The following is a 23,606-nucleotide window of genomic DNA, read 5'->3' on the forward strand; positions in this document are numbered from 1 at the left end:
CTCTATGGGCGCCTATATCCTCAGACGTCTGCTGCTTGTCATCCCGACCCTGATCGGGGTGATGGTGATCAACTTTGCCCTTGTTCAATTCGTGCCCGGTGGCCCGATCGAACAGGTTTTGGCGCAGCTTGAGGGCGAAGGCGATGTTTTCGCGGGTATCTCGGGCGGCGGCAATGAGGCGGGCGAGATCGAGCTGGATGCGGCTGGAGGGGATTATCAGGGCGGCCGAGGCCTGCCCCCGCAATTTCTCGACTCGCTCAAGATCGAGTTCAATTTTGCGCGGATCGTTTGCACTGATGGCTATCAGGGCGAACCTGATCTTCGCGCGGATGAATGCGTGAGCGAGGATATTCCCGCATTGGAGCGCTTCTTCCTGATGATGTGGGACTATATGCGTTTCGATTTCGGCGAGAGTTATTTCCGCTCGATCTCGGTTGTTGATCTGGTCATCGAGAAACTGCCTGTCTCCATTACATTGGGGCTTTGGTCCACTGTGATTGCCTATCTCGTGTCGATCCCGCTTGGCATCCGCAAGGCGGTGCGCGATGGCACCAGCTTTGACACATGGACTTCGGGCTTGATCATTGTGGCCTATGCGATCCCCGGCTTTTTGTTTGCGATCCTGCTTTTGGTGCTGTTTGCAGGCGGCTCCTATTTCCAGATTTTCCCGCTGAGGGGGCTGACATCGGATAATTGGGAAGACCTCAGCCTGCTGGCCAAAATCGGGGATTATTTCTGGCATATCACGCTGCCTGTTCTGGCATCGACCATATCGGCATTTGCGACGCTGACCTTGCTGACCAAGAACAGTTTTCTCGATGAGATAAAGAAGCAATATGTGATGACGGCCAAGGCCAAGGGGCTGCCTGAAAACCGCGTGCTCTATGGCCATGTATTCCGCAATGCGATGCTGATCGTGATCGCGGGCTTTCCTGCCGTTTTCGTGAGTGTGTTCTTTGGCGGCTCGCTGATTATCGAGACGATCTTCTCATTGGATGGTCTGGGCAGGCTTGGGTTTGAGGCTGCGGTCAGCCGTGACTACCCTGTGATTTTCGGCACGCTTTTCGTCTTTGGCCTGATCGGTCTGATTGTCGGTATCATCTCGGATCTGATGTATGTCTGGATCGATCCGCGCATCGATTTCGAGACGCGGGAGACCTGAGCCATGGCCCTTCCCGATAATACACAGGATATGGCAGCGCCCCCTCTCCCGCCCGAGCGGAAAGGGTGGATTTCGCCGCTAAACAGACGGCGCTGGCAGAATTTCAAAAACAACAGGCGCGCGCTGTGGTCCCTGATCATTTTTTCGCTGCTCTATGTCATCAGCCTTGGGGCCGAGTTGATCGCCAATGACAAGCCGCTGCTGGTGAAGTTCGAAGGTGCCTATTACACGCCTATTTTCAATTTCTACGCAGAGACCGAGTTCGGCGGAGATTTCCGTACCGAGGCCGTCTACCGCGATATCGAGGTGGAATGCCTGATCATCTCGGGCGGGCTGGATACATGCTGGGATGACCCCGAAGGCGTGATCGCCGAGGTTCAAGAAAGCGGCATGTTCGAGGGTGAGGCCGTGGATCAAGGTTGGGTTTTATGGCCGCTGATCCCCTATAGCTACAACACGGTCAATGATATCGGGCGCGCCGCCCCTTCGCCGCCTGATGGCGATCATTTGCTTGGCACCGATGACACCGCCCGCGATGTCCTTGCGCGGGTTATCTATGGCTTTCGCCTGTCGATCAGCTTCGCCTTGATCGTGACGGTTCTGACCTCGGTAATCGGGATCGCGGCAGGGGCCATTCAGGGGTATTTTGGCGGTTTGATCGATTTGTTTTTTCAACGGATCATCGAGCTATGGGGCGCGACCCCGAGCCTTTATATCATCATCATCATCGGGGCGATTTTCACGATCGATTTCTGGACGCTGGTGTTTTTGATGGTGCTGTTTGGATGGACGGGGCTGGTTGGCGTGGTGCGGGCCGAATTCCTCAGGGCACGGAATTTCGAATATGTGCGGGCGGCGCGCGCGCTTGGCGTGTCGAACCGCGTGATCATTTTCCGCCATGTTCTGCCCAATGCCATGGTGGCGACGCTGACCTTCCTGCCCTTCATCGTAACAGGCACAATCGGCACTTTGGCCGCACTGGATTTCCTTGGCTTTGGGTTGCCCTCCTCGGCCCCGTCATTGGGCGAGATGACCTTGCAGGCCAAGAATAACCTGCAAGCCCCGTGGTTGGCCTTCACGGCGTTTTTCGCCTTTGCGATCATGCTGTCCTTGCTTGTCTTCATCTTTGAAGGCGTGCGCGATGCCTTTGACCCGAGAAAGACTTTCCAATGAATGTGCTTGAGGTCGACAACCTGACTGTCACCTTCCGCCAGAGCGGAATGGAGACGCATGCGGTTCGGGGTGTGTCCTTCCATGTCGAGGAAGGCGAAACGGTCGCTTTGGTGGGCGAGTCGGGTTCGGGCAAATCGGTCACGGCGCTTTCATCGGTGGCTTTGCTGCCCGATAGCGCGGTGCTGGGTGGGTCAATCAGATATCGGGGCGACGAGATGGTAAATGCCCCCGAGACACGCCTGCGGCGTGTGCGGGGCAATGATATCAGCTTTATTTTCCAAGAACCGATGACATCGCTGAACCCCTTGCATCCGATTGAAAAGCAATTGGGTGAAAGCCTGTCGCTGCATCAGGGGCTGTCAGGGCAGGCCGCGCGCGAGCGGATCCTTGAGCTGTTGACCAAGGTCGGTATTCGCGACCCTGAAACGCGGTTATCAAGCTATCCGCACCAGCTTTCCGGCGGGCAGCGCCAGCGCGTGATGATTGCGATGGCTTTGGCCAATGGTCCTGATTTGCTGATCGCCGATGAACCGACAACAGCGCTTGATGTGACCATTCAGGCGCAAATTCTGGAATTGCTGGCCGATCTGAAACGCTCGGAAAAGATGAGCCTTTTGTTCATTACCCATGATCTGGGGATCGTGCGCCGCATTGCCGACCGTGTCTGCGTGATGCAAGGGGGCGAGATCGTCGAGCAGGGCAAAACCGCTGAGATTTTTGCAAACCCCCGGCATCCCTATACCAAAACCTTGCTGGATGCGGAGCCCTCGGGCCAGCCTGCACCCGTGCCTGACGGCGCCAGCGAGATTGTCTCGACCCAAGACCTACGCATCTGGTTCCCGATCACCCGCGGGCTGATGCGGCGCACGGTCGGGCATATCAAAGCGGTGAATGCCGCGACGATTTCAGTGCGCGAAGGCGAGACATTGGGAATTGTTGGCGAATCTGGTTCAGGCAAGACGACCTTGGCCTTGGCGATCATGCGGCTGATCAGCTCGGAAGGCCCTGTGGTCTTTCTGGGGCAGAATATCCAGAGTTGGAAATCAGCGGCGCTGAAGCCTTTGCGCAAGGATATGCAGATCGTTTTCCAAGACCCGTTCGGATCGCTCAGCCCGCGTTTGACGATTGAACAGATCGTGAGCGAAGGCTTGAATGTGCATGGCACGGCGGCTGGCAAGGATAGCCGTGAAATGGTTGCTGAGATCCTGCATGAAGTGGGCCTCGACCCTGCGATGATGGATCGCTATCCGCATGAGTTTTCGGGCGGTCAGCGCCAAAGGATCGCGATTGCGCGCGCGATGATTTTGAACCCGCGCCTTGTGGTGCTGGACGAGCCGACATCGGCGCTGGACATGACGGTGCAGGTGCAGATCGTAGAGTTGCTGCGCGATTTGCAGCGTAAGCATGGGCTGGCTTATTTGTTCATCAGTCATGACCTCAAAGTGGTACGCGCGCTAAGCCATAAGGTGATGGTGATGAAGCAAGGCGATATCGTCGAGGCAGGCACGCGCGATGAGATATTCTCGAACCCCCAGACCGAATATACGCGCGCGCTGATGGCTGCCGCATTTGGTGGGGATAGCGTGGCCTAGCGCCGTCGGGATTTTCGTATTTGTAGAAAGATGAAAACCAGCCCGAAAGAGCGGCAGGCTTTGCGCGTTGCGCAGGGGTTGGGCTTGGGTTAGGTATTTATTGCATAGGGGATGGATGAATTTTGCGCCCGCGTGGCGCATCCCTTGATCGCGTATGGTGGTCCGAATGTTAAATCGTAGCTTCTCAATTTCAAATCAGGATTGTTCGGGATGCCCGATCCGGCATCGTGCGGTCTGCTCACGCTGTGAGCCTGATGAATTGGACCAGCTTGATGCGATCAAATATTATCGGAATTTTTCGGCGGGGCAGACGATTGCTTGGGCTGGGGACAAGATGGAATTCGTGGCCTCGGTTGTGACGGGTGTTGCGAGTTTGACGCAGACCATGGAAGACGGGCGGCGCCAGATGGTTGGCCTTTTGTTGCCATCGGATTTCCTTGGCCGTCCGAACCGTGTGCATGCGCCCTATGATGTGGTTGCTGTGACGGATTTGGTTCTGTGTTGTTTTCGCCGTGTCCCGTTTCAGCAGATGCTGGAGAGCACACCCCATGTCAGCCAGCGCTTGCTCGAGATGTCTCTGGATGAGCTGGATGCAGCGCGGGAGTGGATGTTGCTTTTGGGGCGCAAGACCGCGCGTGAAAAGATCGCCAGTGTTTTGTCGATTATTGCCCGTCGTGATGCGCAATTGTTGAACCAACCTATGCAGGGCGCGTTCAGCTTTGAGCTACCACTGACCCGCGAAGCGATGGCTGATTATCTGGGGCTGACCATCGAGACGGTCAGCCGCCAGATCACGGCGTTGCGCAAGGATGGCATTATTGAATTGGTTGGTAAGCGCCGGATTGTTATTCCTGAATTTAGCCGCCTCTTGGAGGAAACAGGTGATGATGTGGATGACGGGGCGCTCGAGTAGCGCGGGGTACAGCACCATATTGGGCCGCGCCCAATTCATGAATACCTCAATGCGCCAGAAAAACGGGCCCTGTGGCGTGCTCAAGAAGGTTGCGTGTCGCGCCCCCTAGGATTGCTTCGCGGAAACGCGAATGGCCATAGGCCCCCATCACCAGCAAATCGGCGTTCTGGTCTTCCACGAAGCGGTTGATCTGGTCTGATACGCGCGACAGGGTTTGCGCGACAAGCGATATCTCGGCTTTGATCCCGTGGCGGCTGAGCCATGTTGCCAGCGCCATGCCAGGATCAGCCACGCCGGCGCTGTGACGCTCGGCCCCGATGATCAGGATGCTGACCTCATTGGCCATTTTCAGAAAAGGCAGTGCGCGCCGCGCGGCGCTGAGGGCCTCGGGCGACTCGTTCCATGCCAGCACGACCTGTTTCGGCTTGCTCGGCAATGGCGTGCCATCGGCCAGAATCAGAACAGGCGCCTGACCTTGGAACATAGCGGTCTCCACCACCGCCGGATCATCGGCCCCATGCCCCTCGCCATAAGGTTTGGACAGGATCACGAGATCAGCGAAACGCGCCCGGCGGGAGACGATCGTGCTTAGGCCTGTGGTCTGGGTCACGATGGCTTCTACGCCCCATGAAATCTCGGATTTATGCAGTCGCGTGCGCACGGCTGTTTCAAGCTTGAGGGCTTCTTGTTTCGTGAACTCCAAGGCGTCATCGAGCACCAGCGCGGTCGCCCCTGCAAAATAATAGCCTGTTTGGGTGTGATCCACGCCCAAGCACAGAACATCGAGATGTGCATTGGCGGCGCGGGCAAAGGGGATCACGGCATCAAGAACCCGATCTACATCTTGATCATCGGTCAGGACGGTGAGGATCGATTTATAGGCCATATCGCTTCTCCTTGAATGGTCCCCTGAATGCTAGCCGCCATCGCGCGGCAAGGGTTTGACCTGCGTCAACACAAAGCCTGCGAGGTTTTGACATGGATCAAGGTCAGCGCTGCCGCTTTGCGCGAATTGAGAGGGGATGAAACCCTCGGCTGGCTTTCGAACAGGAGCCAAACCCGAGGGATAGGCGAGGGGACATATGATGCTCGATTACTTTAAACTTCTGGTTCTTGGCTTGATTGCCATTCTGGCCGCAATTGCGGCGCAATATGCACGAGACCTGCCCTATATGGTGCATGCGATTCTCGTGATGCTTGTCGCGGCAGGCATGTTTTTGTGGCAGCTGCGCCAAATCGACGAGCCGAAACATCCCGCACCCAAGGATGAATATATGGATGGCCCCGTTCGCACGGCGGTCATTGCGACGGTGTTTTGGGGTTTGGTGGGCTTTCTGGCGGGTACATTTATTGCCTTCCAGCTTGCCTTTCCGCAGCTCAATTTTGATTGGGCGCAGCCCTATCTGAATTTTGGTAGATTGCGGCCCTTGCACACCTCGGCGGTGATTTTTGCTTTTGGTGGCAATGCCTTAATTGCGGCGTCATTCTATATTGTACAGCGCACATCGGCTGTTCGGATGTGGGGGGGCGGGCTGTCTTGGTTCGTTGTCTGGGGCTATCAGCTCTTCATCGTCTTGGCGGCAACTGGATATTTGCTGGGGGCCACGCAGAGCCAAGAATATGCCGAGCCGGAATGGTATGTTGATATCTGGCTGACCTTGGTTTGGGTGGCGTTTCTGGCGGTCTATGTTGGCACGCTGCTGAACCGCCGCGAGCCACATATTTATGTCGCAAACTGGTTCCTTTTGTCTTTCATCGTCACCGTGGCGATGCTGCATCTGGTCAATAATATCTCTATTCCTGTTTCGATCTTCGGGTCGCGGTCTGTCCAGCTGTTCTCGGGCGTGCAGAATGCGATGACCCAATGGTGGTATGGCCATAATGCGGTCGGGTTCTTCCTGACGGCGGGCTTTCTGGGGATGATGTATTACTTCGTGCCCAAACAGGCCGAGCGCCCCGTTTATTCCTACAAGCTGTCGATCATCCATTTCTGGGCGTTGATCTTCTTGTATATCTGGGCGGGCCCGCACCATCTGCATTATACAGCCCTGCCGGATTGGGCCTCGACCTTGGGGATGGTCTTCTCGATCGTGCTTTGGATGCCCTCATGGGGTGGGATGATCAACGGCTTGATGACGCTCTCGGGCGCTTGGGACAAGCTGCGCACCGATCCTGTTTTACGGATGATGGTGACCTCGTTGGCTTTCTACGGCATGTCGACCTTTGAGGGGCCGATGATGTCGATCCGTGCGGTGAATTCGCTGTCGCATTACACTGACTGGACTATTGGCCATGTGCATTCCGGTGCGCTTGGATGGAACGGGCTGATCACCTTCGGGATGCTTTATTATCTTGTTCCAAAGCTCTGGAACCGTCAGGCGCTCTATTCGCTGCGCCTTGTGTCCTGGCATTTCTGGTTGGCCACGATCGGGATCGTTCTTTACGCGTCCTCGATGTGGGTGACGGGGATCATGGAAGGGCTGATGTGGCGTGAAGTGGATGCGCAGGGCTTCCTTGTGAATTCCTTCGCTGACACCGTCGCTGCCAAATTTCCAATGTATGTGATCCGAGGACTGGGTGGGGTGATGTATCTCAGCGGTGCGGTGATCATGGCTGTAAACCTCTGGATGACCGTGCGCAAAGGGGAGGCCCAAGGTGCCGCTCCTGCCATGGCTCCGGCTGAATAAGGGAGGGCAGGGATCATGGCTGCACTCGATCATCATAAGAAAATCGAAACCAATGCGACCCTTCTAATGGCGCTGAGCTTTGTGGTTGTCACCATAGGCGGCATCGTTGAAATCGCGCCCTTGTTCTACCTTGAGAACACCATTGAGGATGTGGAGGGCGTCCGCCCCTATTCCCCGCTCGAATTGGCGGGGCGTGAAATCTACATCCGTGAGGGGTGCTATGGCTGTCACAGCCAGATGGTGCGCCCGATGCGCGACGAGGTGGAGCGCTATGGCCATTACAGCCTTGCCGCGGAATCGATGTATGACCATCCGTTCCAATGGGGCTCCAAACGCACGGGGCCTGATCTGGCGCGTGTTGGCGGGCGGTACTCAGATGGGTGGCATCTGGACCATTTAACCGATCCGCAATCGGTTGTGCCTGAATCCGTTATGCCGCCTTACGGCTTTCTGGCGGATGTCGAGATTGAGCCCGAGCATGTCACCGATCTGATGGAGACGCATCGTTTTGTGGGTGTTCCCTATACCGACGACATGATCGAGATGGCCGAGCTGGATTTTGTCGAGCAAGCCACCGAGTTCGGAGATCGTGGGGTGGTGGAGCGTTATCCGGGCGCGCAGCAGAGGAATTTCGACGGAAACCCTGCCGTGACCGAAATGGATGCTCTGATCGCCTATATGCAAATGTTGGGCACTTTGGTCGATTTCTCGACCTTCTCGCCTGACGAAAGCCGTTGAGGGGGATGCATTATGGAAGCCAGCTATAACATTTTGCGGGTTTTTGCGGGGTCATGGGGGGCTGTGTTTCTTGCGGTCTCCTTTCTGGGAGTGGTCATTTTTGTGCTGCGTCCAGGCAGTAAGAAAATCTATCGCGATACCGCAAATATCCCTTTTCGCCATGATGACAGGCCTGCGGTACAGACCACCGCTGCCAATGAAAATACGGAGGCGCGGCCATGACTGAGCAACGCAATCACCCCCAAAATACGACCCTTCAGGATGGCGACCCCGATACAACGGGCCATTCTTGGGATGGTATTCAGGAATTCAACAATCCTCTGCCGCGTTGGTGGCTCTGGACGTTTTATTTCACGATTTTTTGGGGAATTATCTACACCATCGCCTATCCCGCTTGGCCGTTGATCACAGGTGCAACACCTGGTGTGATCGGGTTTTCGACGCGGGCCAATGTTGCCGAGGAGATCGTGCAATTCGAGGCGATGAATTCGGATTTGCGCGCGCAGATCGAGACGGTGGAACTGGCCTCAATCACGCCGCAAGCGGATCCTGATCTCTATAATTACGCGATCCAAGGCGGGGCTGCGATTTTCAGAACATGGTGCGCGCAATGCCACGGCTCGGGCGCCGCTGGCGTTCAGGCATCAGGCTATCCCAATCTGTTGGATGATGATTGGCTTTGGGGCGGCTCGGTCGAGGATATTCACCTCACTATTCGTCATGGCATCCGCAATGAAGAGGACCCCGATGCGCGTTATTCGCAAATGACAGCCTATGAGGGCATCTTGTCGGATGAAGAAATCAGCCAAGTGGTCCAATATGTCCGCGATATCTCGGGGCAGGAGGCCGACCGCGCTTTGGCTGATGCAGGTGCAACTGTCTATCTCGACAATTGTGCCGCTTGTCATTCGGATGACGGAACGGGCGACCGTTTCTTGGGCGCGCCCAATCTGACCGATGCGATCTGGCTTTATGGTGGATCGAATGAGGCGATTGAATACACCGTGCGCAATGCGCGTTTCGGCGTGATGCCTGCTTGGCAGAGCCGATTGTCCGAATCCGATATTCGCGCAGTGTCGGTCTATGTCCACGCCCTTGGCGGTGGCGAATAGCCATTGCCCTGCTGAAATCCGACGCTCACCCCTTCCGAGCGTCGGCCAAGGCACCGACCCTGGTCCTGTTCGCGCGTTTCCAAAAGGGTCGGTGCCGCCTTTTTCTTACCTAAATATTGAATAGACTTCTTCACAGTCGTGCCAAACCTGCTCCGCAATTGGGTTTTACGTTTGAAGGAAATCAGGATTTAGCAAGGGCAAGGACATGACCCCGAAATTGAACCCATATTCATTCCTCCAAAACGAATCCGGTGCCGTTACGGTGGACTGGATCATGTTGGCGGCTGCAACTGTTCTAATTGGAACGCCAGTGGTGGCCCTTGTATCTGGGGCACTCGATACCAATTCCGCAGCCTTGGGAAGCCATATGGCCTCGATTGATCCTGGCGCGGAGTTGCATGGCGACGGAGACTCTTCAGGGACGACGGATTGGGTGTCGGGACAGTGGGAAATGAACAATCCCGGCATCTATAATGAATATTCTGAATGGATGGCTGGTTTCGAGGATCAGCAACTTCTCGATCACATGCAAAACACAGCGCAATATTCCGAAACCCCAATGGGGTCGGGACATCCTGTCGACACCTATCATGACGAATACTGGATCGCGCGGGATGAGGCGATCACGCGTGGATTGGTCGATCCCAACGCCTGATCGCGTCTTCCATTGCGAATTTGAAAGGGCATCCAAGACGGGTGCCTTTTTGCCGTTCAAGGGCCTTGAGTTGATCCACGTCAAGGAGGAGGGCGCGCTGGCGGGCTAATCACATCTTGCGAACAACGAACAAGATGCGAAGGGCCCGCCCAAATGAGTGTGACCGGCACGACACCCAAGCTGTATGCAGCGCAAGAACCCGTTTTCCCTAAACGGGTAAAAGGCAAATTCCGAAACCTGAAATGGCTGATCATGGCGCTGACGCTGGGTATCTATTACCTGACGCCATGGATCAGATGGGATCGAGGGCCGAACCTGCCTGACCAAGCCGTTCTGGTTGATCTGGCACATCGGCGGTTCTTTTTCTTCTGGATCGAAATCTGGCCGCATGAATTTTACTTCGTTGCGGGCCTTTTGATCATGGCGGGGTTGGGGCTGTTCTTGTTCACCTCGGCGCTTGGTCGGGTTTGGTGCGGCTATACCTGCCCACAAACCGTCTGGACCGATCTTTTCTTCACGGTCGAGCGCTGGATTGAGGGCGATCGCAACGCACGCCTGAGATTGTGGAAACAGAATTGGGACCTGCGGAAAATCCGCCTGCGGGTCACGAAATGGATTGTCTGGCTGCTGATCGCCATGGCGACAGGTGGGGCATGGGTTTTCTATTTCACCGATGCGCCAAGCTTAGCGGTCGATCTGGTTTCTGGTCAGGCACATATGGTTGCCTATGTGACAATCGCCATTCTGACAGCCACGACCTTTGTCTTTGGCGGCTTCATGCGCGAGCAGGTCTGCATCTATATGTGCCCATGGCCGCGCATTCAGGCCGCAATGATGGATGAGGATTCGATCACCGTTGCCTATCGTGGCTGGCGCGGTGAGCCGCGCGCCAAAGGTAAGGAGCGGGACGGGGCAGGGGATTGCATTGATTGCAACGCCTGCGTCTCGGTCTGCCCTGTGGGGATCGATATCCGCGATGGCCAGCAGCTTGAATGCATCACTTGCGCGCTTTGTATCGATGCATGTGATGACATCATGGCCAAGGTCGGCAAGCCCCGTGGGTTGATCGATTACATGGCCCTAACCGATGAGGCGCATGAGCGCGCGGGCCATCCCAAAAAACCGATCTGGCAGCATATTTTCCGACCAAGGACGCTTCTCTATACCGCGCTCTGGTCGGGGATCGGCGTGGCTTTGGTGGTCGCACTCTTTATCCGCTCCGATATCGACATGACCGTGGCCCCCGTGCGTAACCCGCAATTTGTGATGCTTTCGGATGGGACAATCCGCAATGCCTATGACCTGCGTTTGCGCAACATGACCCATGACGCAGCGCTGTTCGAGCTGTCTATCACGGGCGAAAACGGCCTTGAGATCAGCCTTGAGGGCAGCGGGGTGCCGCAGATCGAAGTGCCTGCGGACGAGACCTTGCAAGTCCGCGCTTACGTAACCGCCGAGCCAGATGCGACGGCGAGCCTGTCTGACAGAACATCTTTCCGCCTTTGGGCCGAAAACCTCGATCAGGGCACGCGCAGTTCTACGGACACTATTTTTATCGGGAGGGATCAATAATGACCAATACGCATGTTCTCACTGGTAGTAAGGTTTTGATGGTTTTCCTTGTTTTCTTCGGCGTGATGCTGGCTGTAAATCTGGTTCTCGCATGGAAGGCAGTATCGACATTCCCGGGGTTGGAGGTGTCTTCCTCCTATGCCGATAGTCAGGATTTCGATGTCAGACGCAGGGCGCAGGAAGCCCTTGCTTGGCACGCCTCGGTCGAGGTGGAGAGCGGTGTTCTAACCTTGCATCTCAACACCCCTGACGGTGCAGTGGCACGGCCTGCGCAATTGGATGCGCTGCTGACGCGCCCCACCAATCGCAGGGAAGATCAGGTGCTGGACCTCGTTTTGGTTGATGGGGCCTATCAAGCGCCTGTGGTCATGGGTGAAGGGCTGTGGCGTTTGCGGCTGACGGGCATCGCACAAGACGGCACCGCCTATCGCCATAACCTGACCTTCAGACAGAACTAGGGGTGCCGCGATGAGTGTCGCGCTAGCGCAACCGAGATCACGCGCCGCTGCTTGCCCCGCCTGTATGGCGGCCCCTTTGGCCGAGCATCTGGCCGATCTGCCTGAGACAGACAGCACGATCATGCTGTCGCTTCCGCAAATCCATTGCGCGGGATGTATCTCGGGGGTGGAGGCGGCACTTATGCAGGTCGAAGGCGTGCATAGCGCGCGGGTGAACCTGACACTGCGACGCGTGGCAGTTGAGGCCGTGCCTGCGATTTCGCCTGAGGATTTAACCCGCGTCCTGCAAGAGGCGGGCTATGAGGCGCATGAGTTGGACGCAGCACTTCTGTCCACGACGCAGGCCGATCTTCAGGGGCGCGATCTGTTGATGCGTCTGGCAGTTGCCTTTTTTGCCATGATGAATGTGATGCTTCTTTCGGTTGCCGTGTGGTCGGGGGCGGAAGGGGTAACGCGCGACATGCTGCATTGGATCAGTGCGGCTATTGCGATCCCTGCGGTGATATTTTGCGGGCGGCCTTTCTATGTGTCGGCCTTTTGGGCTTTGCGGGGGCGGCGCTTGAACATGGATGTGCCGATTACGCTGGCAATTGTTCTGGCACTTGGCACTTCGCTTTTCGAGACGATCCAATCTGGGGAACACGCCTATTTTGATGCCGCGATTTCCTTGTGCTTTTTCCTTTTGGGTGGTCGCTATCTTGATCACCGCACGCGGGCGGGCGCGCGCTCGGCTGCGCAGGAATTGGCGGCGCTGGATGTACCCCGCGCATGGCGTATTCGCGATGGCATAGAGGAGCGGGTCGCCGCCGCCGATCTTGTTGCAGGCGATCTTGTGCTGGTGAAGGCAGGTGGGCGCATCCCTGTCGATGGTGTGGTGCGCGAGGGGCAATCAGAGCTGGATCGCTCCTTGATGACGGGGGAAACGCTTCCTGCCTTTGCAGGCCCTGATACGGTTGTGAATGCGGGCGAGGTGAACCTGACAGGCCCCCTTGTGATCGAGACGCAGGCTGCGGGCCGAGAAACGGCGCTCCATAAAATCGCCGAACTGGTCGCCGTGGCCGAAGCGGGGCGGGGCAATTACACCTCGCTCGCGGATCAGGCCGCAAAACTTTATGCGCCAGGCGTGCATATTCTGGCGGGCCTCTCGGCAATCGGATGGTGGCTTGCCACGCAAGATGTGCGGATTTCTCTGAATATTGCGGCGGCTGTTCTGATCATCACCTGCCCCTGTGCGCTGGGGCTTGCGGTGCCTGCGGTGACCACTGCGGCCTCGGGGCGGCTGTTTCGCAAGGGCATGCTGATCAAAGATGGCACAGCGCTGGAGCGTTTGGCCGAAATCGATACTGTGGTCTTCGACAAAACGGGCACCCTGACCATCGGCGCGCCACGGCCTGTGGGCCTTGAGGCGCTTTCATTGAGCGCAAAGCGCGTTGCGCTGGGTTTGGCGCAAGGCTCTTCGCATCCTTTGGCGATTGCGATGGCAAATTGCCTGCGTGAGTTGGACCTGCGCCCTGCCGACATCACGGAACTGCATGAGGTTCCGGGCTTTGGGGTGGAAGGCATCTGGGACGGGCAGAAGGTGCGTCTTGGACGGGCGGCATGGCTTGGGGCCACCGCACCCGATGTTACGGCAAGCTTTGTCCAGATCGGGGATAGGGCCGCGATGCAGATCAGCTTTATCGATAGCCTGAGGCAAGGTGCGGCGGAAACGGTTGCGGCGCTTAAGGCGCAGGGCAAGCGGGTGGTTCTGATCTCGGGCGACACATCGGGTGCGGTGACACGTCTGGCCCGTGAGGTTGGTATTGATGAGGTCCACTCAGAAGCACTGCCCGCCGAGAAAGCCGACCGCATTGCAGGCTTTGCCAAAGACGGAGCGAAGGTCTTGATGGTGGGCGATGGGTTGAATGACACAGCAGCCCTTGCGGCTGCGCATGTCTCCATCTCTCCCGCCAGTGCGGTTGATGCCGCGCGCAGTGCATCCGATATTGTGATGATGGGGGCTGATCTCTCGGTGATCCTTGATGCTGTTGAGACAGCAGGTCAGGCCCGCAAGCGCATCCGCGAGAATTTTACGATTGCATCGGTCTATAATGTGATCGCCGTGCCCTTTGCCGTCATCGGGCTTGCAACACCATTGGTCGCGGCTTTGGCGATGTCATCCTCGTCGATCACCGTATCGCTGAACGCCTTGCGGCTGAGATAATGGGGTTTGGGGTTAACTTCCGTCACTTGTTTCTGGTTGAACCAGACACACTATAGGAAAAAACACATGGCAATACTCGGACTTCTCATCCCGATCTCGCTCCTCCTAGGCCTTGTTGGGCTGGGGGCGTTTTTCTGGGCGCTCAAGCGTGGTCAGTTCGAAGATCCTGACGGGGATGCCGCGCGCATCCTGCGCAAGGATTACGACCAGCACCCCAAAGACTGACGCCTAACGTGGCGCGCGTTATTGGGGGCTGATGATCGTGCAGACCACATTGCGTGTCATCAGACGCGCGCAGGCCCGCCCTGCTTGGTCTTCGGTCATGCCTGCAAACTGGGCCTCATACCCGCCCGAGCGGTTGACCACATGGCGCAAGGCTTCTTGAAAGGTCGACAGCTCCGCAAGGGCCGTTTGCAGCAGCAGCCTTTCGGCGGCATTCCGCGACGGGTAACGCCCCAGCGAAACACCATAGAGGCGGCTTCCATCAGATGAAGCACGGGTCACAATCTCGGGTTCGAGCGGAATGGCATTGCGCGCAATCACTTCTGTAATCACATCGGGGCGCATTCGCGGGGTCTCTGAAATCGGGTCCGAGGCGTCCTGTTCCAGCGAGGCCAAAGCATCTTCAAAAACCGAATTGTCATTTGACGGCGCTGCGTCTGCGACCTGCTCGACTGATGCGGTTTCGGTTTGCTCGGCCGGCGCGGCCTGCTCGATCAGGCGTTCGGCAAGGGCTATGGCCGTATTCTCCAAAACCTCTTCGGGGTCTGGCATTTCAACGGGGTCTTCGATTGTCGCAGCCGCAACGAGGGCTGGCTCGGGCTCCGCTCTTGGGCGAGGCAGGGGCACGAGGCTTGCAGTTACGGCACCCGATGGCCTGATTGTGCGCCCTGCAAGGCCTTGGGCGTCAAGCTCGTTCGGGTCATCGGTATAGACGGGCAAACTTGGCGTGCGAACCGCGGCCCGCGATGGCGCGCGCGCAAAGCCCATATCCAGAAGCTCCATCATCCGTTGATTGCGCCAAGCCGTTGATTGCCCACCAAAGACTGTTGCAATGATGCGTTCCTGTCCCCGTTCGGCAGATGCGACCAGATTAAACCCTGCAGCGCGGGTATATCCTGTCTTGATCCCGTCCGCGCCGCGATAGGCATCGAGAAACGCGCGGTTTGTGTTGCGCACAGTCGCGATCCCGGCATCCGTCGAGCGGCGTGAGAAAATATTGTAGTATTGTGGGTAATCATAAAAAATCCGGCGCCCCATCGTCGTCATATCGCGCGCCGTTGACATATGCCCGTCTTGGGTCAGGCCATGGGCGTTGCGAAATGTCGTGCGTGTCATTCCGAGAGCTGCCGCGGTGCGGTTCATACGGCGTGCAAAGGCGGCTTCGGATCCGGCGATGGCCTCACCGATCGCGGTGGCCGCATCATTGGCCGAGCGCACCGCTGCGGCTCGCACCAGATAACGCAGACGGATCGTCTGCCCCGCACGCAAACCAAGCCGCGAAGGGGGTTCGGCGGCGGCATTGGAAGAGATCGTGATGGGCGTATCCATCGTCAATTCACCAAGGCGCACGGCCTCGAACGCGATGTAGAGCGTCATCATTTTGGTTAGGGAGGCAGGGTGCAAACGCGTATCGGCATTGCGCGAATGCAGAACCTCGCCACTTCGCGCGTCAATCACCATCGCGGCATAGGGCGCTGCACGTGCAGGCGATGCCAAGACTACCAATACGCATAATAGCGAAGTCAGCCCCAAAAGGGCGGATATGAAACGTTTATATGTCACCAGACCTGCTCTGTCTGCCTCAGGGATGCCGTCTAACGCGGCGATTAGGAGAAACCGTAATCCAATTCGGATTAAAAATCCACGGTAAAGGCATGTTTTATCTAAAGATTCATGACTCCCTTTTCGGGGGTGGCAGATATTGGGGGAAATGCTGATCCTTCCCCAAGATAGATGAAACCAAAATGCCCACCCAATTGGCACTCTGGGCGTGACCTTTCCATTTGGGTGGTGTTATCTGGGCAAAAGAGTGATGAAAGATACTTGATGACCGACTTGTTTGATGACCGCAAAGCCCGCGCCTCTGCTTGGTTCCGTAATTTGCGCGACGATATCGTAGCTGCCTTTGAAGGCTTGGAAGACAGCCAGAATGGCGAGGGCACACCTGGCCGGTTTGAGGTGACTGAAACCACCCGTCATTCTGATGATGGCTCGGATGCAGGCGGCGGCCTGATGAGCGTGATGCGTGGTGGAAAAGTGTTCGAAAAGGTGGGGGTCAATGTCTCGACCGTTTACGGCACTTTGGGGCCTCGCGCGGTCCAAGCTATGGCTGCGCGCAAAGATCTTGCAGCCTTGAATGATGACCCGCGCTTTTGGGCCGCGGGCATCAGCCTTGTGGCGCATATGCAAAACCCCCATGCGCCTGCCGTCCATATGAACACCCGCATGTTCTGGACGCCGCATGAATGGTGGTTCGGGGGTGGGTCTGACCTGAACCCATGCATCGAATATGATGAAGACACGGCCGATTTCCACGATGTGTTGAAATCACATTGTGATCGCCATGATGCGGAATATTACCCGCGCTATAAAGCTTGGGCGGATGAGTATTTCTATATCCCGCACCGCAACCGTGCGCGTGGTGTGGGCGGCATTTTCTACGATGACCACAATACGGGCGATTGGGAGGCAGATTTTGCATTTACCCAAGATGTGGGCCGCGCCTTCCTACCCGCTTTTGTGGGCCAAGTGGAAAAGCGGCGGCATATGCCCTTCACGCAAGACGACCGCGAAGTGCAATTCATCCATCGCGGCCTCTATGCGGAGTATAATCTTGTCTATGATCGGGGCACCAAATTCGGCCTCGAGACTGGGCATGACGCCAATGCCGTTTTGATGAGCCTGCCCCCTATCGCCAAATGGTACTGAGAGGGGCGCTTTACGCGCTTTCTTCCAAGAGCTGGCGATAGATCGCAGTGATCGCGGCGGCCTCGCCCTCGATCGCGAAATTGGCCTCCATATGGCTGCGCGCGGCTTTTGATTGCTTGGCGCGGAGGGCGGTGTCATCAATCAGCTTTGCCGCCTCGTTGACCATCGGCGCCACCTCACCAGGTGGGATCAAAGCGCCTGTTTCGCCGTGCAGAACCAACTCCTCAAAAGCGCCAACAGTGGTGGCAATCACCGGCACCCCGCAAGCCATGGCCTCAATCGGGGTAAGGCCAAAGCCTTCCCAACGTTGCGGTGCGATAAAGATATCAAGCGCCTGATAGTATTTTGCGACTTCATGGGTGGGAACCTCCGCCAGAAAGCGGATGCGTTCCCCTAACCCAGCCGCATCGATCTTCGCGCGCAGCTCTTTTTCAAAACCCACATATTTCTCGGTCGCGCGCCCCAATATGATGGCGGTGGCCTCGGGTCTGGTGGCCAAAGCCTCGATCATGGCATCGACAAAAACATCGGTGCCCTTTTGCGCGCGGATGCGTCCGAAACAGCCAAGCAATGGGCCTGCGGGCAAGCCAAGCTCGGCCTTTAATGCGGCGCGGTCTTGTGGCGGGGTGAAGCTCGCCAGATCAATCCCGTGGAGGATGATGGTCGGAGGCTTCTCCAAATAGCCTGCGGTTTTGCTCGAGGTCGCGATCACATGGTCCATTTTCGCGATGAGCCATTTTGAATAGCCCGTATGCTTGCGCTGCGAGGCGGAGGTGAACAGAAGTTTCAAATCTTTCCGCAGGATATATTTGAGCGCGAGGCCTGCAAGCATTTCCGTATTGCGCCGCGCATGCCAAACGCGCGCGCCCGAGGGCCCGCGACGGGGCATGGTGATCAGGTCGCGAATGCGGATTTGCGGGACATGACGCGGCAAAACGGGTGCCACAGCCGCAATCGCGATTGATTGGGCCTGAAGGGGCACAAGGCGCACCACAGTCGCGGTCACACCCGATAGGCGTTTTTTGAAGTTCGGCGCGATGACATCAATGCCGGATGGGTCGAGAAAATCTGTCATGCCCCGCGCATAAGGCCCTTGCGCTGATCAGGCAAGAACCGCGTGGAAATCGGTTTGATATCCCTCGCCGCTCAAGGCGTCGCCACATGCTGTCATCGCCCCGAGCCTGCCGATCTCGTCACAATTCTTGGCGGCTGCACCATTCCCGCCTGTCAGGATCGTCAAGTGATCGGAAAGCCGCTCAATATAAGGATGGCCCGTGCGTGTGAAACTGATCGTGCAAGAGCCCGTATAGGTTTGAGGAAAACTCATATCTGGCATCAGGCCTCGCAGGCTATTAAGTAAGACGGCCCCCACCTCAGGCTCACCGTCCGAGCGGAACCAGTCGCGCATCTGGGTATCGGTATGGAGTTTAGGGCTGTCTTCCTGACCGCCGATCTTGATCCAGAGCTTGCCATCTGGATAGCGGATGGGGGGCAGCAAATAGAGATCATATTCCAGATCATGCGGCATCCAGATCATGCTTGGCATATCGGCAATCATCTCGGCCTCGGCTTGCGTCACCTCGGCAAAGGAAATGGTGCGCGCCATGACATCCATCTCGGCGCGCGCGGGCAGCAGGTTATCCGTATGTGCATAACTGCCAGTGGCTACAACAATATGCCCTGCCTCAATCTGCGCGCCAGAGGCGAGGGTGATTTTCCTGCCCTCAATTGCCTGCGCGGTATCTTTGATGATCTGGGCGCCTGCGCGCATGGCAAGACGCTCCTCAGCCAAACGGAAACGGCGCGGATTGATCGTGCCGCCAGATGTTTCCCAAAGTGCCGTGGTTTCCGCCTCGAAGGAAAGATAGGGGAACCGCGCGGCCAATGCGTCGCCGTGAAAATGCTGAGAGGGCAAATCCAAGTCTCGAGCGACGTTCAGGAAGGACGATGTGAAGGCATGCCCGTCGGGTCCCACCATCATCGCGCCGCATGGATCAAAAAGAGAAAGCCCGCTTTCCTCTTCCAGCATGGCGTAACGCGCAATTGAACGGGTGGAAAGAAGCGACCAATCAGGATCAACCGCCAAGCGGCGTGTGATCCTGCCTTCATCATGATGGCTGCCAAAAGGCGCGTCATGCGTGGCGCGGTCAAGGGGCTCATCGGGCCCGATCAAGACAACCGAGGCGCCGGTTTGCGCCAGATATCTTGCGCAAGCCGTTCCCATCAGGCCGCGCCCAATAACGGCAAAATCTGCTTTGCTTCCCATGGCGCCTTTCCTCAACACGAACTCCAGTGTCTGGGTTGAGCATCTTCGTATTTTTGGAAAGATGAAAGACTAGAGCGCGCACCGCTTTCATCTTTCTTCAAATACGAAAATCCGAGGGCTTCCCACCCGTGCGCCGTGGCTCAGCTTGGGTTGCGGATGGTTTCCAGCAGCAAATGCACATTCTCGGGATCGGCTTCGGGTGTGATGCCATGGCCGAGATTGAAGATATGCGGGCCGCCTTTGAGAGCATCGACGATTCGACGGGTCTCGGAGACGAGGGCCTCGCCACCTGTGATCATATGTTTCGGATCCAGATTGCCTTGGACGCAGCCGTCTTTTTGCAGGTTTTCGGCGGCCCAAGTGAGATCAACCTTCGTATCAAGCGCCAGACAATCCGCACCCACCGCTTTCGCAAAGCCAATATAGGCCTCACCTGCTTCGCGAGGGAAGGCGATGACGGGAAGGTCAGGGAAGCGGCGCTTCAGCTCTTGTGTGATTTTCTTGGCAGGCTCCAAAGCGTATTTGATGAAGGCCTCACCTTTGAGGGATCCCGCCCATGAATCGAAAATCTTGATCACCTCGGCACCCGCTTCCACTTGCATAGCGAGGTATTCGATTGTGGCTTGGGTCAGCAAATCCATCAGCGCGTCAAAGGTCTCTGGATCTTCTTGGCGCAGTTTATGGGCTGGGGCCTGATCGGGGGTGCCGCGCCCTGCAATCATATAAGTGGCGACGGTCCATGGCGCGCCTGCAAACCCTATCAGCGTTGTTTCCTCGGGCAATTCGCGGGCCAGAATTTTGACCGTCTCGTAAACAGGTGCGAGGTGGTCGTGAATATCATCCTTGCCTTTGAGCTTGGCCAAACCCTCACGCCCCGTGATGGTCGACAGACGCGGGCCTTCGCCCGTGACGAACCATAAATCAGCGCCCAATGCATCGGGGATCAAAAGGATATCGGCAAAAAGAATCGAGGCATCAAAACCGTAGCGGCGGATCGGTTGCAATGTGACCTCGGCCGCAAGGTCCGAGTTGTAGCATAGTGACAAGAAATCCCCTGCCTGGGCGCGGGTTGCACGGTATTCTGGCAAGTAACGCCCCGCTTGGCGCATCAGCCAAACAGGTGGTATAGGCAGGGTTTCACCCGCGAGGGCACGCAGGAGGGTTTTCTTCTCGGTCATTCTCGGTTCCTTGTTGTCATTCGCGCAACGTCTTGCTGTTGACCCAGAGTGTCAACCCGTCCAGAGTTGTCAAGTTAAGTTGACAGATAAAGAGAAGATATGACGACCGACCTTCCAAGCCCTGCCAAACCCCTGAATATCGGCACCCGTGGTTCGCCCCTCGCGCTGGCTCAGGCTCATGAAACCCGCGCGCGGCTTGCCGAGGCTCTTGACCTGCCGCTCGAGGCTTTCTCGATCGTGGTCATCAAGACTACGGGCGATAAGGTGCTCGACCGCCCTTTGAAAGAGATCGGCGGGAAAGGCCTGTTCACCAAAGAGATCGAAGAGGACATGCTGTCAGGTGCGATCGATATCGCCGTTCATTCGATGAAGGATATGCCGGTGGAGCAGCCGGAAGGTTTGATCCTTGATTGTTACCTCCCGCGTGAAGATGTGCGGGATGCCTTTGTTTCGCTGAGCCATAACTCCCTTGCTGATCTGCCTGCGGGTGCGAAACTGGGGTCCTCCTCACTGCGTCGGCGCGCGCAATTGATGCTACGGCGGCCTGATCTCGAAGTGGTCGAGTTTCGCGGCAATGTCCAAACCCGCATGAAAAAGCTTGGCGATGGCGTGGCGGATGCAACCTTTCTAGCCATGGCGGGCCTGCGCCGTTTGGGCATGGAAGAGGTCGCGCGTTCAGCGATTGCGGTGGAAGATGTTTTGCCCGCCGTTGCCCAAGGCGCGATCGGGATTGAAAGGCGCATGGATGATAGCCGTGCGGCCATGATGCTTGAGGCCATCCACCATACCGAAACGGGGCAACGCCTCGCAGCGGAGCGCGCGTTTTTGCGTGGGCTTGACGGGTCGTGCGAGACGCCGATTGCGGGGCTTGCGGAACTGGATGGTGGCACGCTGCGTTTGCGCGGTGAGATATTGCGGCCCGATGGGTCAGAGGTGCTGCGCGATGACCAGAGCTGCGCCATCGAGGATGGCGAGAAACTGGGGGCCGAGATGGCTATGAAACTGCGCGAAAAGGTGGGGCCGGATTTCTTTGACTGGATCACCAGCTAAGCTGCATCCATAACGCGAAATGAAAAACCCCGCCAAATCTGGCGGGGTTTCTTTTTGCTTGGAGTGAGCCCCTTACTGGGTCCAGCGCACGCCTGTCAGGTCATTGGCTTGCGTTGGCGAATTGGCCCAAAGACCTTCGATATTGGCGTTTGCGACACCGGTTTTGGCCAGTTGGAACAAGAAGCCGTTCACATACTCGTTTGCGATCATTTCCTGTGCCTGCTGGTTAAGCGCAGAACGGGCAGCAGGGTCGCTGGTCAGTGTCAGCTCTTCCATCAAAGCCTGAAACTCGGCGCTGTCATATTGGAAGTAATAGTCAGGCCGCGCGTAGATATTGATATCGGCAGGCTCGGTATGGCTGACGATGGTCATGTCAAAATCCTTGCCGCGGAAGACCTGCTCCAGCCACTGTGCCCATTCGAGATTGGTGATCTCGGTCTCGATACCCACATCGCGCAATTGCGAAGCGATAATCTCACCGCCGCGGCGCGCATAGGCGGGAGGGGGAAGCATCAGGCGCAAAGTGAGGTCCTCATACCCTGCCTCGGCCAGCAGCGCGCGGGCGCGCTCGGGATCATGGGCGGAGTTCGCCGTCAGATCGACATAGTCGGGGTTATGGGGGGCGAAATGAGTGCCAATCGGGGTGCCATAGCCGAACATCGCGCCATCGATAATGTCCTGACGGTTGATCGCATGGCTGATCGCCTGACGCACGCGCAGATCATCAAGCGGGGCTTGGGCGTTGTTCATGGCGAGAATCGTCTCACCCTCGGTTGAGCCAACAATCACCGTAAAGCGCGGATCGGCATCAAACTGACTGAGCGTCTCAGGCGCAGGGAAGTTTGGGAAGGCATCGACATCGCCCGCCATCATCGCTGCAAAAGCCGCATTCGGGTCCGAGATAAAGCGGAAGCTGGCCGCCTCAAGCGCCACGGGCTCGCCCCAATAGTCTGGGTTGCGGGTCAACTCTACGCGGTCACCTTGCACCCATTCTGAGAACAGGAATGGCCCCGTCCCAATCGGGTTTGTGGCGTTTGTCTCGGCGCTTTCAGGTGCGACGATAACCGCATCGCCCCATGCCATATTGAACAAAAAGGCCCCATTTGGCGCAGACAGGGTCACGCGAAGGGTGGTGTCATCAACTGCCTCAACGCTTTCGATGCCCGCAAAAAGGGCCGCTTGCGCATTGGTCGTGTCTTCGGCGCGGGCGCGGTCCAGCGAAAAGACAGCATCTTCGGCCGTCATGGCCGTTCCATCATGGAAGGTCACGTTTGGACGGAGGGTGAAGGTATAGGTCAGACCATCCTCAGAAATCTCCCAAGAGGAGGCGAGACCGGGAATGACGGACCCATCGGGGGCAAAGCGCGTGAGACCTTCGAAAACATTGGCATAGACCACTTCATCAATGGCTGCCGCCGCGCCGCCTGTCGGGTCAAGATTTGGCGGCTCAAGCCCCATGCCGATTGTGATATCGGTTTGCTGTGCCCAAGCAGCGCTGGCCATCAAGGCAAAGGCGGCAACGCCAAGCTTCAATTGGTGAACCATGTTAGGTCTCCCTCCGTTTTTGTTGATTGACCGTAGGGCGCAAAAGGCCAATTTTGCAAGGCTATCTTGGCAGTGCCTCACGCCCCATTCACAAAACTTTAACTTTGGAGTCGCGGGAATCACTTTGGGTTGTTAAATTCTCCCCGTGCCTGCTGGGGGGCATGTCTACTAAAGGGATTCGTCCAATGCCGCTGCCGCAGCCCGAGGATATTTTAGCTCTTTCAACCGACGCTATTGCTGAATTCATTGCAGATCAAAGAAGTTCCCGTAGCTTGCACGTTCTTATGCAGCGCCTGAATGAGCGGGCCTTGTCAGGAGACGATATGGCCAACCGCGCGATCCAGCATTTGGGTTTTGCTGTCGAGGCCTAA

At 57.0% G+C, this 23,606-nt stretch carries 22 protein-coding genes; 16 read left to right on the top strand and 6 right to left on the bottom strand.

Features of this window, described 5'->3' with window-relative positions:
* The first annotated feature begins 4 nt into the window (after positions 1–4).
* The 4 genes from ACTYEO_RS00375 (at position 5) to fnrL (ending at position 4,840) form a co-directional block, all read left to right on the top strand.
* Positions 5–1,162, top strand: coding sequence for a microcin C ABC transporter permease YejB (locus ACTYEO_RS00375; RefSeq protein WP_449321729.1), 1,158 nt, complete (start codon positions 5–7; stop codon positions 1,160–1,162).
* A gap of 30 nt (positions 1,163–1,192) precedes the next feature.
* Positions 1,193–2,335, top strand: coding sequence for an ABC transporter permease (locus ACTYEO_RS00380; RefSeq protein WP_449322204.1), 1,143 nt, complete (start codon positions 1,193–1,195; stop codon positions 2,333–2,335).
* Complete coding sequence (locus ACTYEO_RS00385) at positions 2,332–3,927, top strand: ABC transporter ATP-binding protein (protein ID WP_449321730.1); 1,596 nt, start codon at positions 2,332–2,334, stop codon at positions 3,925–3,927. Before ACTYEO_RS00380 ends, ACTYEO_RS00385 begins: the two co-directional genes overlap by 4 nt.
* Before the next feature lie 166 nt (positions 3,928–4,093).
* Complete coding sequence (gene fnrL, locus ACTYEO_RS00390; protein ID WP_449321731.1) at positions 4,094–4,840, top strand: transcriptional regulator FnrL; 747 nt, start codon at positions 4,094–4,096, stop codon at positions 4,838–4,840.
* 46 nt (positions 4,841–4,886) lie between these two features.
* Here fnrL and ACTYEO_RS00395 read toward each other — a convergent pair whose 3' ends face one another.
* The gene (locus ACTYEO_RS00395) at positions 4,887–5,726 is read right to left on the bottom strand and encodes a universal stress protein (protein WP_449321732.1); all 840 of its coding nucleotides are present in this window, start codon (positions 5,724–5,726) and stop codon (positions 4,887–4,889) included.
* 199 nt (positions 5,727–5,925) lie between these two features.
* On the opposite strand from ACTYEO_RS00395, the gene ccoN reads away from it, so the two are divergent.
* The 9 genes from ccoN to ccoS all read left to right on the top strand — a co-directional run bounded on the left by ccoN (position 5,926) and on the right by ccoS (position 14,490).
* A complete protein-coding gene (ccoN, locus tag ACTYEO_RS00400; RefSeq protein ID WP_449322205.1) occupies positions 5,926–7,527 on the top strand; it encodes a cytochrome-c oxidase, cbb3-type subunit I in 1,602 nt (533 codons plus the stop codon).
* A gap of 15 nt (positions 7,528–7,542) precedes the next feature.
* Entirely contained in the window at positions 7,543–8,265 is a 723-nt protein-coding gene (gene ccoO / locus ACTYEO_RS00405) for a cytochrome-c oxidase, cbb3-type subunit II (protein ID WP_449321733.1), read from the top strand.
* Positions 8,266–8,277: 12 nt separating this feature from the next.
* Positions 8,278–8,487, top strand: a complete 210-nt coding sequence (locus tag ACTYEO_RS00410; protein WP_449321734.1) for a cbb3-type cytochrome oxidase subunit 3 — start codon at positions 8,278–8,280, stop codon at positions 8,485–8,487.
* Positions 8,484–9,377, top strand: a complete 894-nt coding sequence (gene ccoP / locus ACTYEO_RS00415; RefSeq protein WP_449321735.1) for a cytochrome-c oxidase, cbb3-type subunit III — start codon at positions 8,484–8,486, stop codon at positions 9,375–9,377. Before ACTYEO_RS00410 ends, ccoP begins: the two co-directional genes overlap by 4 nt.
* Before the next feature lie 205 nt (positions 9,378–9,582).
* Complete coding sequence (locus ACTYEO_RS00420) at positions 9,583–10,032, top strand: hypothetical protein (RefSeq protein WP_449321736.1); 450 nt, start codon at positions 9,583–9,585, stop codon at positions 10,030–10,032.
* A 153-nt stretch (positions 10,033–10,185) separates the two neighbouring features.
* Positions 10,186–11,604: a cytochrome c oxidase accessory protein CcoG gene (gene ccoG / locus ACTYEO_RS00425; RefSeq protein WP_449321737.1), complete on the top strand. Its 1,419-nt coding sequence runs from the start codon at positions 10,186–10,188 to the stop codon at positions 11,602–11,604.
* Complete coding sequence (locus tag ACTYEO_RS00430) at positions 11,604–12,062, top strand: FixH family protein (protein WP_449321738.1); 459 nt, start codon at positions 11,604–11,606, stop codon at positions 12,060–12,062. The genes ccoG and ACTYEO_RS00430 overlap by 1 nt, the downstream gene beginning before the upstream one ends.
* A 10-nt stretch (positions 12,063–12,072) precedes the next feature.
* Positions 12,073–14,265, top strand: coding sequence for a heavy metal translocating P-type ATPase (locus ACTYEO_RS00435; protein ID WP_449321739.1), 2,193 nt, complete (start codon positions 12,073–12,075; stop codon positions 14,263–14,265).
* A gap of 66 nt (positions 14,266–14,331) precedes the next feature.
* A complete protein-coding gene (gene ccoS, locus ACTYEO_RS00440) occupies positions 14,332–14,490 on the top strand; it encodes a cbb3-type cytochrome oxidase assembly protein CcoS (RefSeq protein ID WP_449321740.1) in 159 nt (52 codons plus the stop codon).
* Between the two features lie 18 nt (positions 14,491–14,508).
* Here the strand turns inward: ccoS and ACTYEO_RS00445 are convergent, their stop codons facing one another.
* Positions 14,509–16,050, bottom strand: a complete 1,542-nt coding sequence (locus tag ACTYEO_RS00445; protein WP_449321741.1) for a serine hydrolase — start codon at positions 16,048–16,050, stop codon at positions 14,509–14,511.
* A 264-nt stretch (positions 16,051–16,314) separates the two neighbouring features.
* Between ACTYEO_RS00445 and hemF the strand changes: the two genes are divergently transcribed.
* The gene (gene hemF, locus ACTYEO_RS00450; RefSeq protein ID WP_449321742.1) at positions 16,315–17,196 is read left to right on the top strand and encodes an oxygen-dependent coproporphyrinogen oxidase; all 882 of its coding nucleotides are present in this window, start codon (positions 16,315–16,317) and stop codon (positions 17,194–17,196) included.
* 10 nt (positions 17,197–17,206) lie between these two features.
* Here hemF and ACTYEO_RS00455 read toward each other — a convergent pair whose 3' ends face one another.
* The 3 genes from ACTYEO_RS00455 to hemE all read right to left on the bottom strand — a co-directional run bounded on the left by ACTYEO_RS00455 (position 17,207) and on the right by hemE (position 20,640).
* Positions 17,207–18,271 (bottom strand): glycosyltransferase family 4 protein, encoded by a 1,065-nt coding sequence (locus ACTYEO_RS00455; RefSeq protein ID WP_449321743.1) that lies wholly within the window; start codon positions 18,269–18,271, stop codon positions 17,207–17,209.
* Positions 18,272–18,298: 27 nt separating this feature from the next.
* A complete protein-coding gene (locus ACTYEO_RS00460) occupies positions 18,299–19,462 on the bottom strand; it encodes an NAD(P)/FAD-dependent oxidoreductase (RefSeq protein WP_449321744.1) in 1,164 nt (387 codons plus the stop codon).
* Positions 19,463–19,602: 140 nt separating this feature from the next.
* A complete protein-coding gene (hemE, locus tag ACTYEO_RS00465; protein ID WP_449321745.1) occupies positions 19,603–20,640 on the bottom strand; it encodes a uroporphyrinogen decarboxylase in 1,038 nt (345 codons plus the stop codon).
* Between the two features lie 99 nt (positions 20,641–20,739).
* Here hemE and hemC point away from each other — a divergent pair, with 99 nt between their 5' ends.
* Entirely contained in the window at positions 20,740–21,690 is a 951-nt protein-coding gene (gene hemC / locus ACTYEO_RS00470) for a hydroxymethylbilane synthase (protein WP_449321746.1), read from the top strand.
* A gap of 72 nt (positions 21,691–21,762) precedes the next feature.
* On the opposite strand, the gene ACTYEO_RS00475 is transcribed toward hemC, so the two are convergent.
* Positions 21,763–23,235, bottom strand: a complete 1,473-nt coding sequence (locus ACTYEO_RS00475; protein WP_449321747.1) for an ABC transporter substrate-binding protein — start codon at positions 23,233–23,235, stop codon at positions 21,763–21,765.
* Between the two features lie 185 nt (positions 23,236–23,420).
* On the opposite strand from ACTYEO_RS00475, the gene ACTYEO_RS00480 reads away from it, so the two are divergent.
* Positions 23,421–23,606, top strand: coding sequence for a hypothetical protein (locus ACTYEO_RS00480; protein WP_449321748.1), 186 nt, complete (start codon positions 23,421–23,423; stop codon positions 23,604–23,606).

The organism is Rhodophyticola sp. SM2404, from assembly GCF_053570515.1.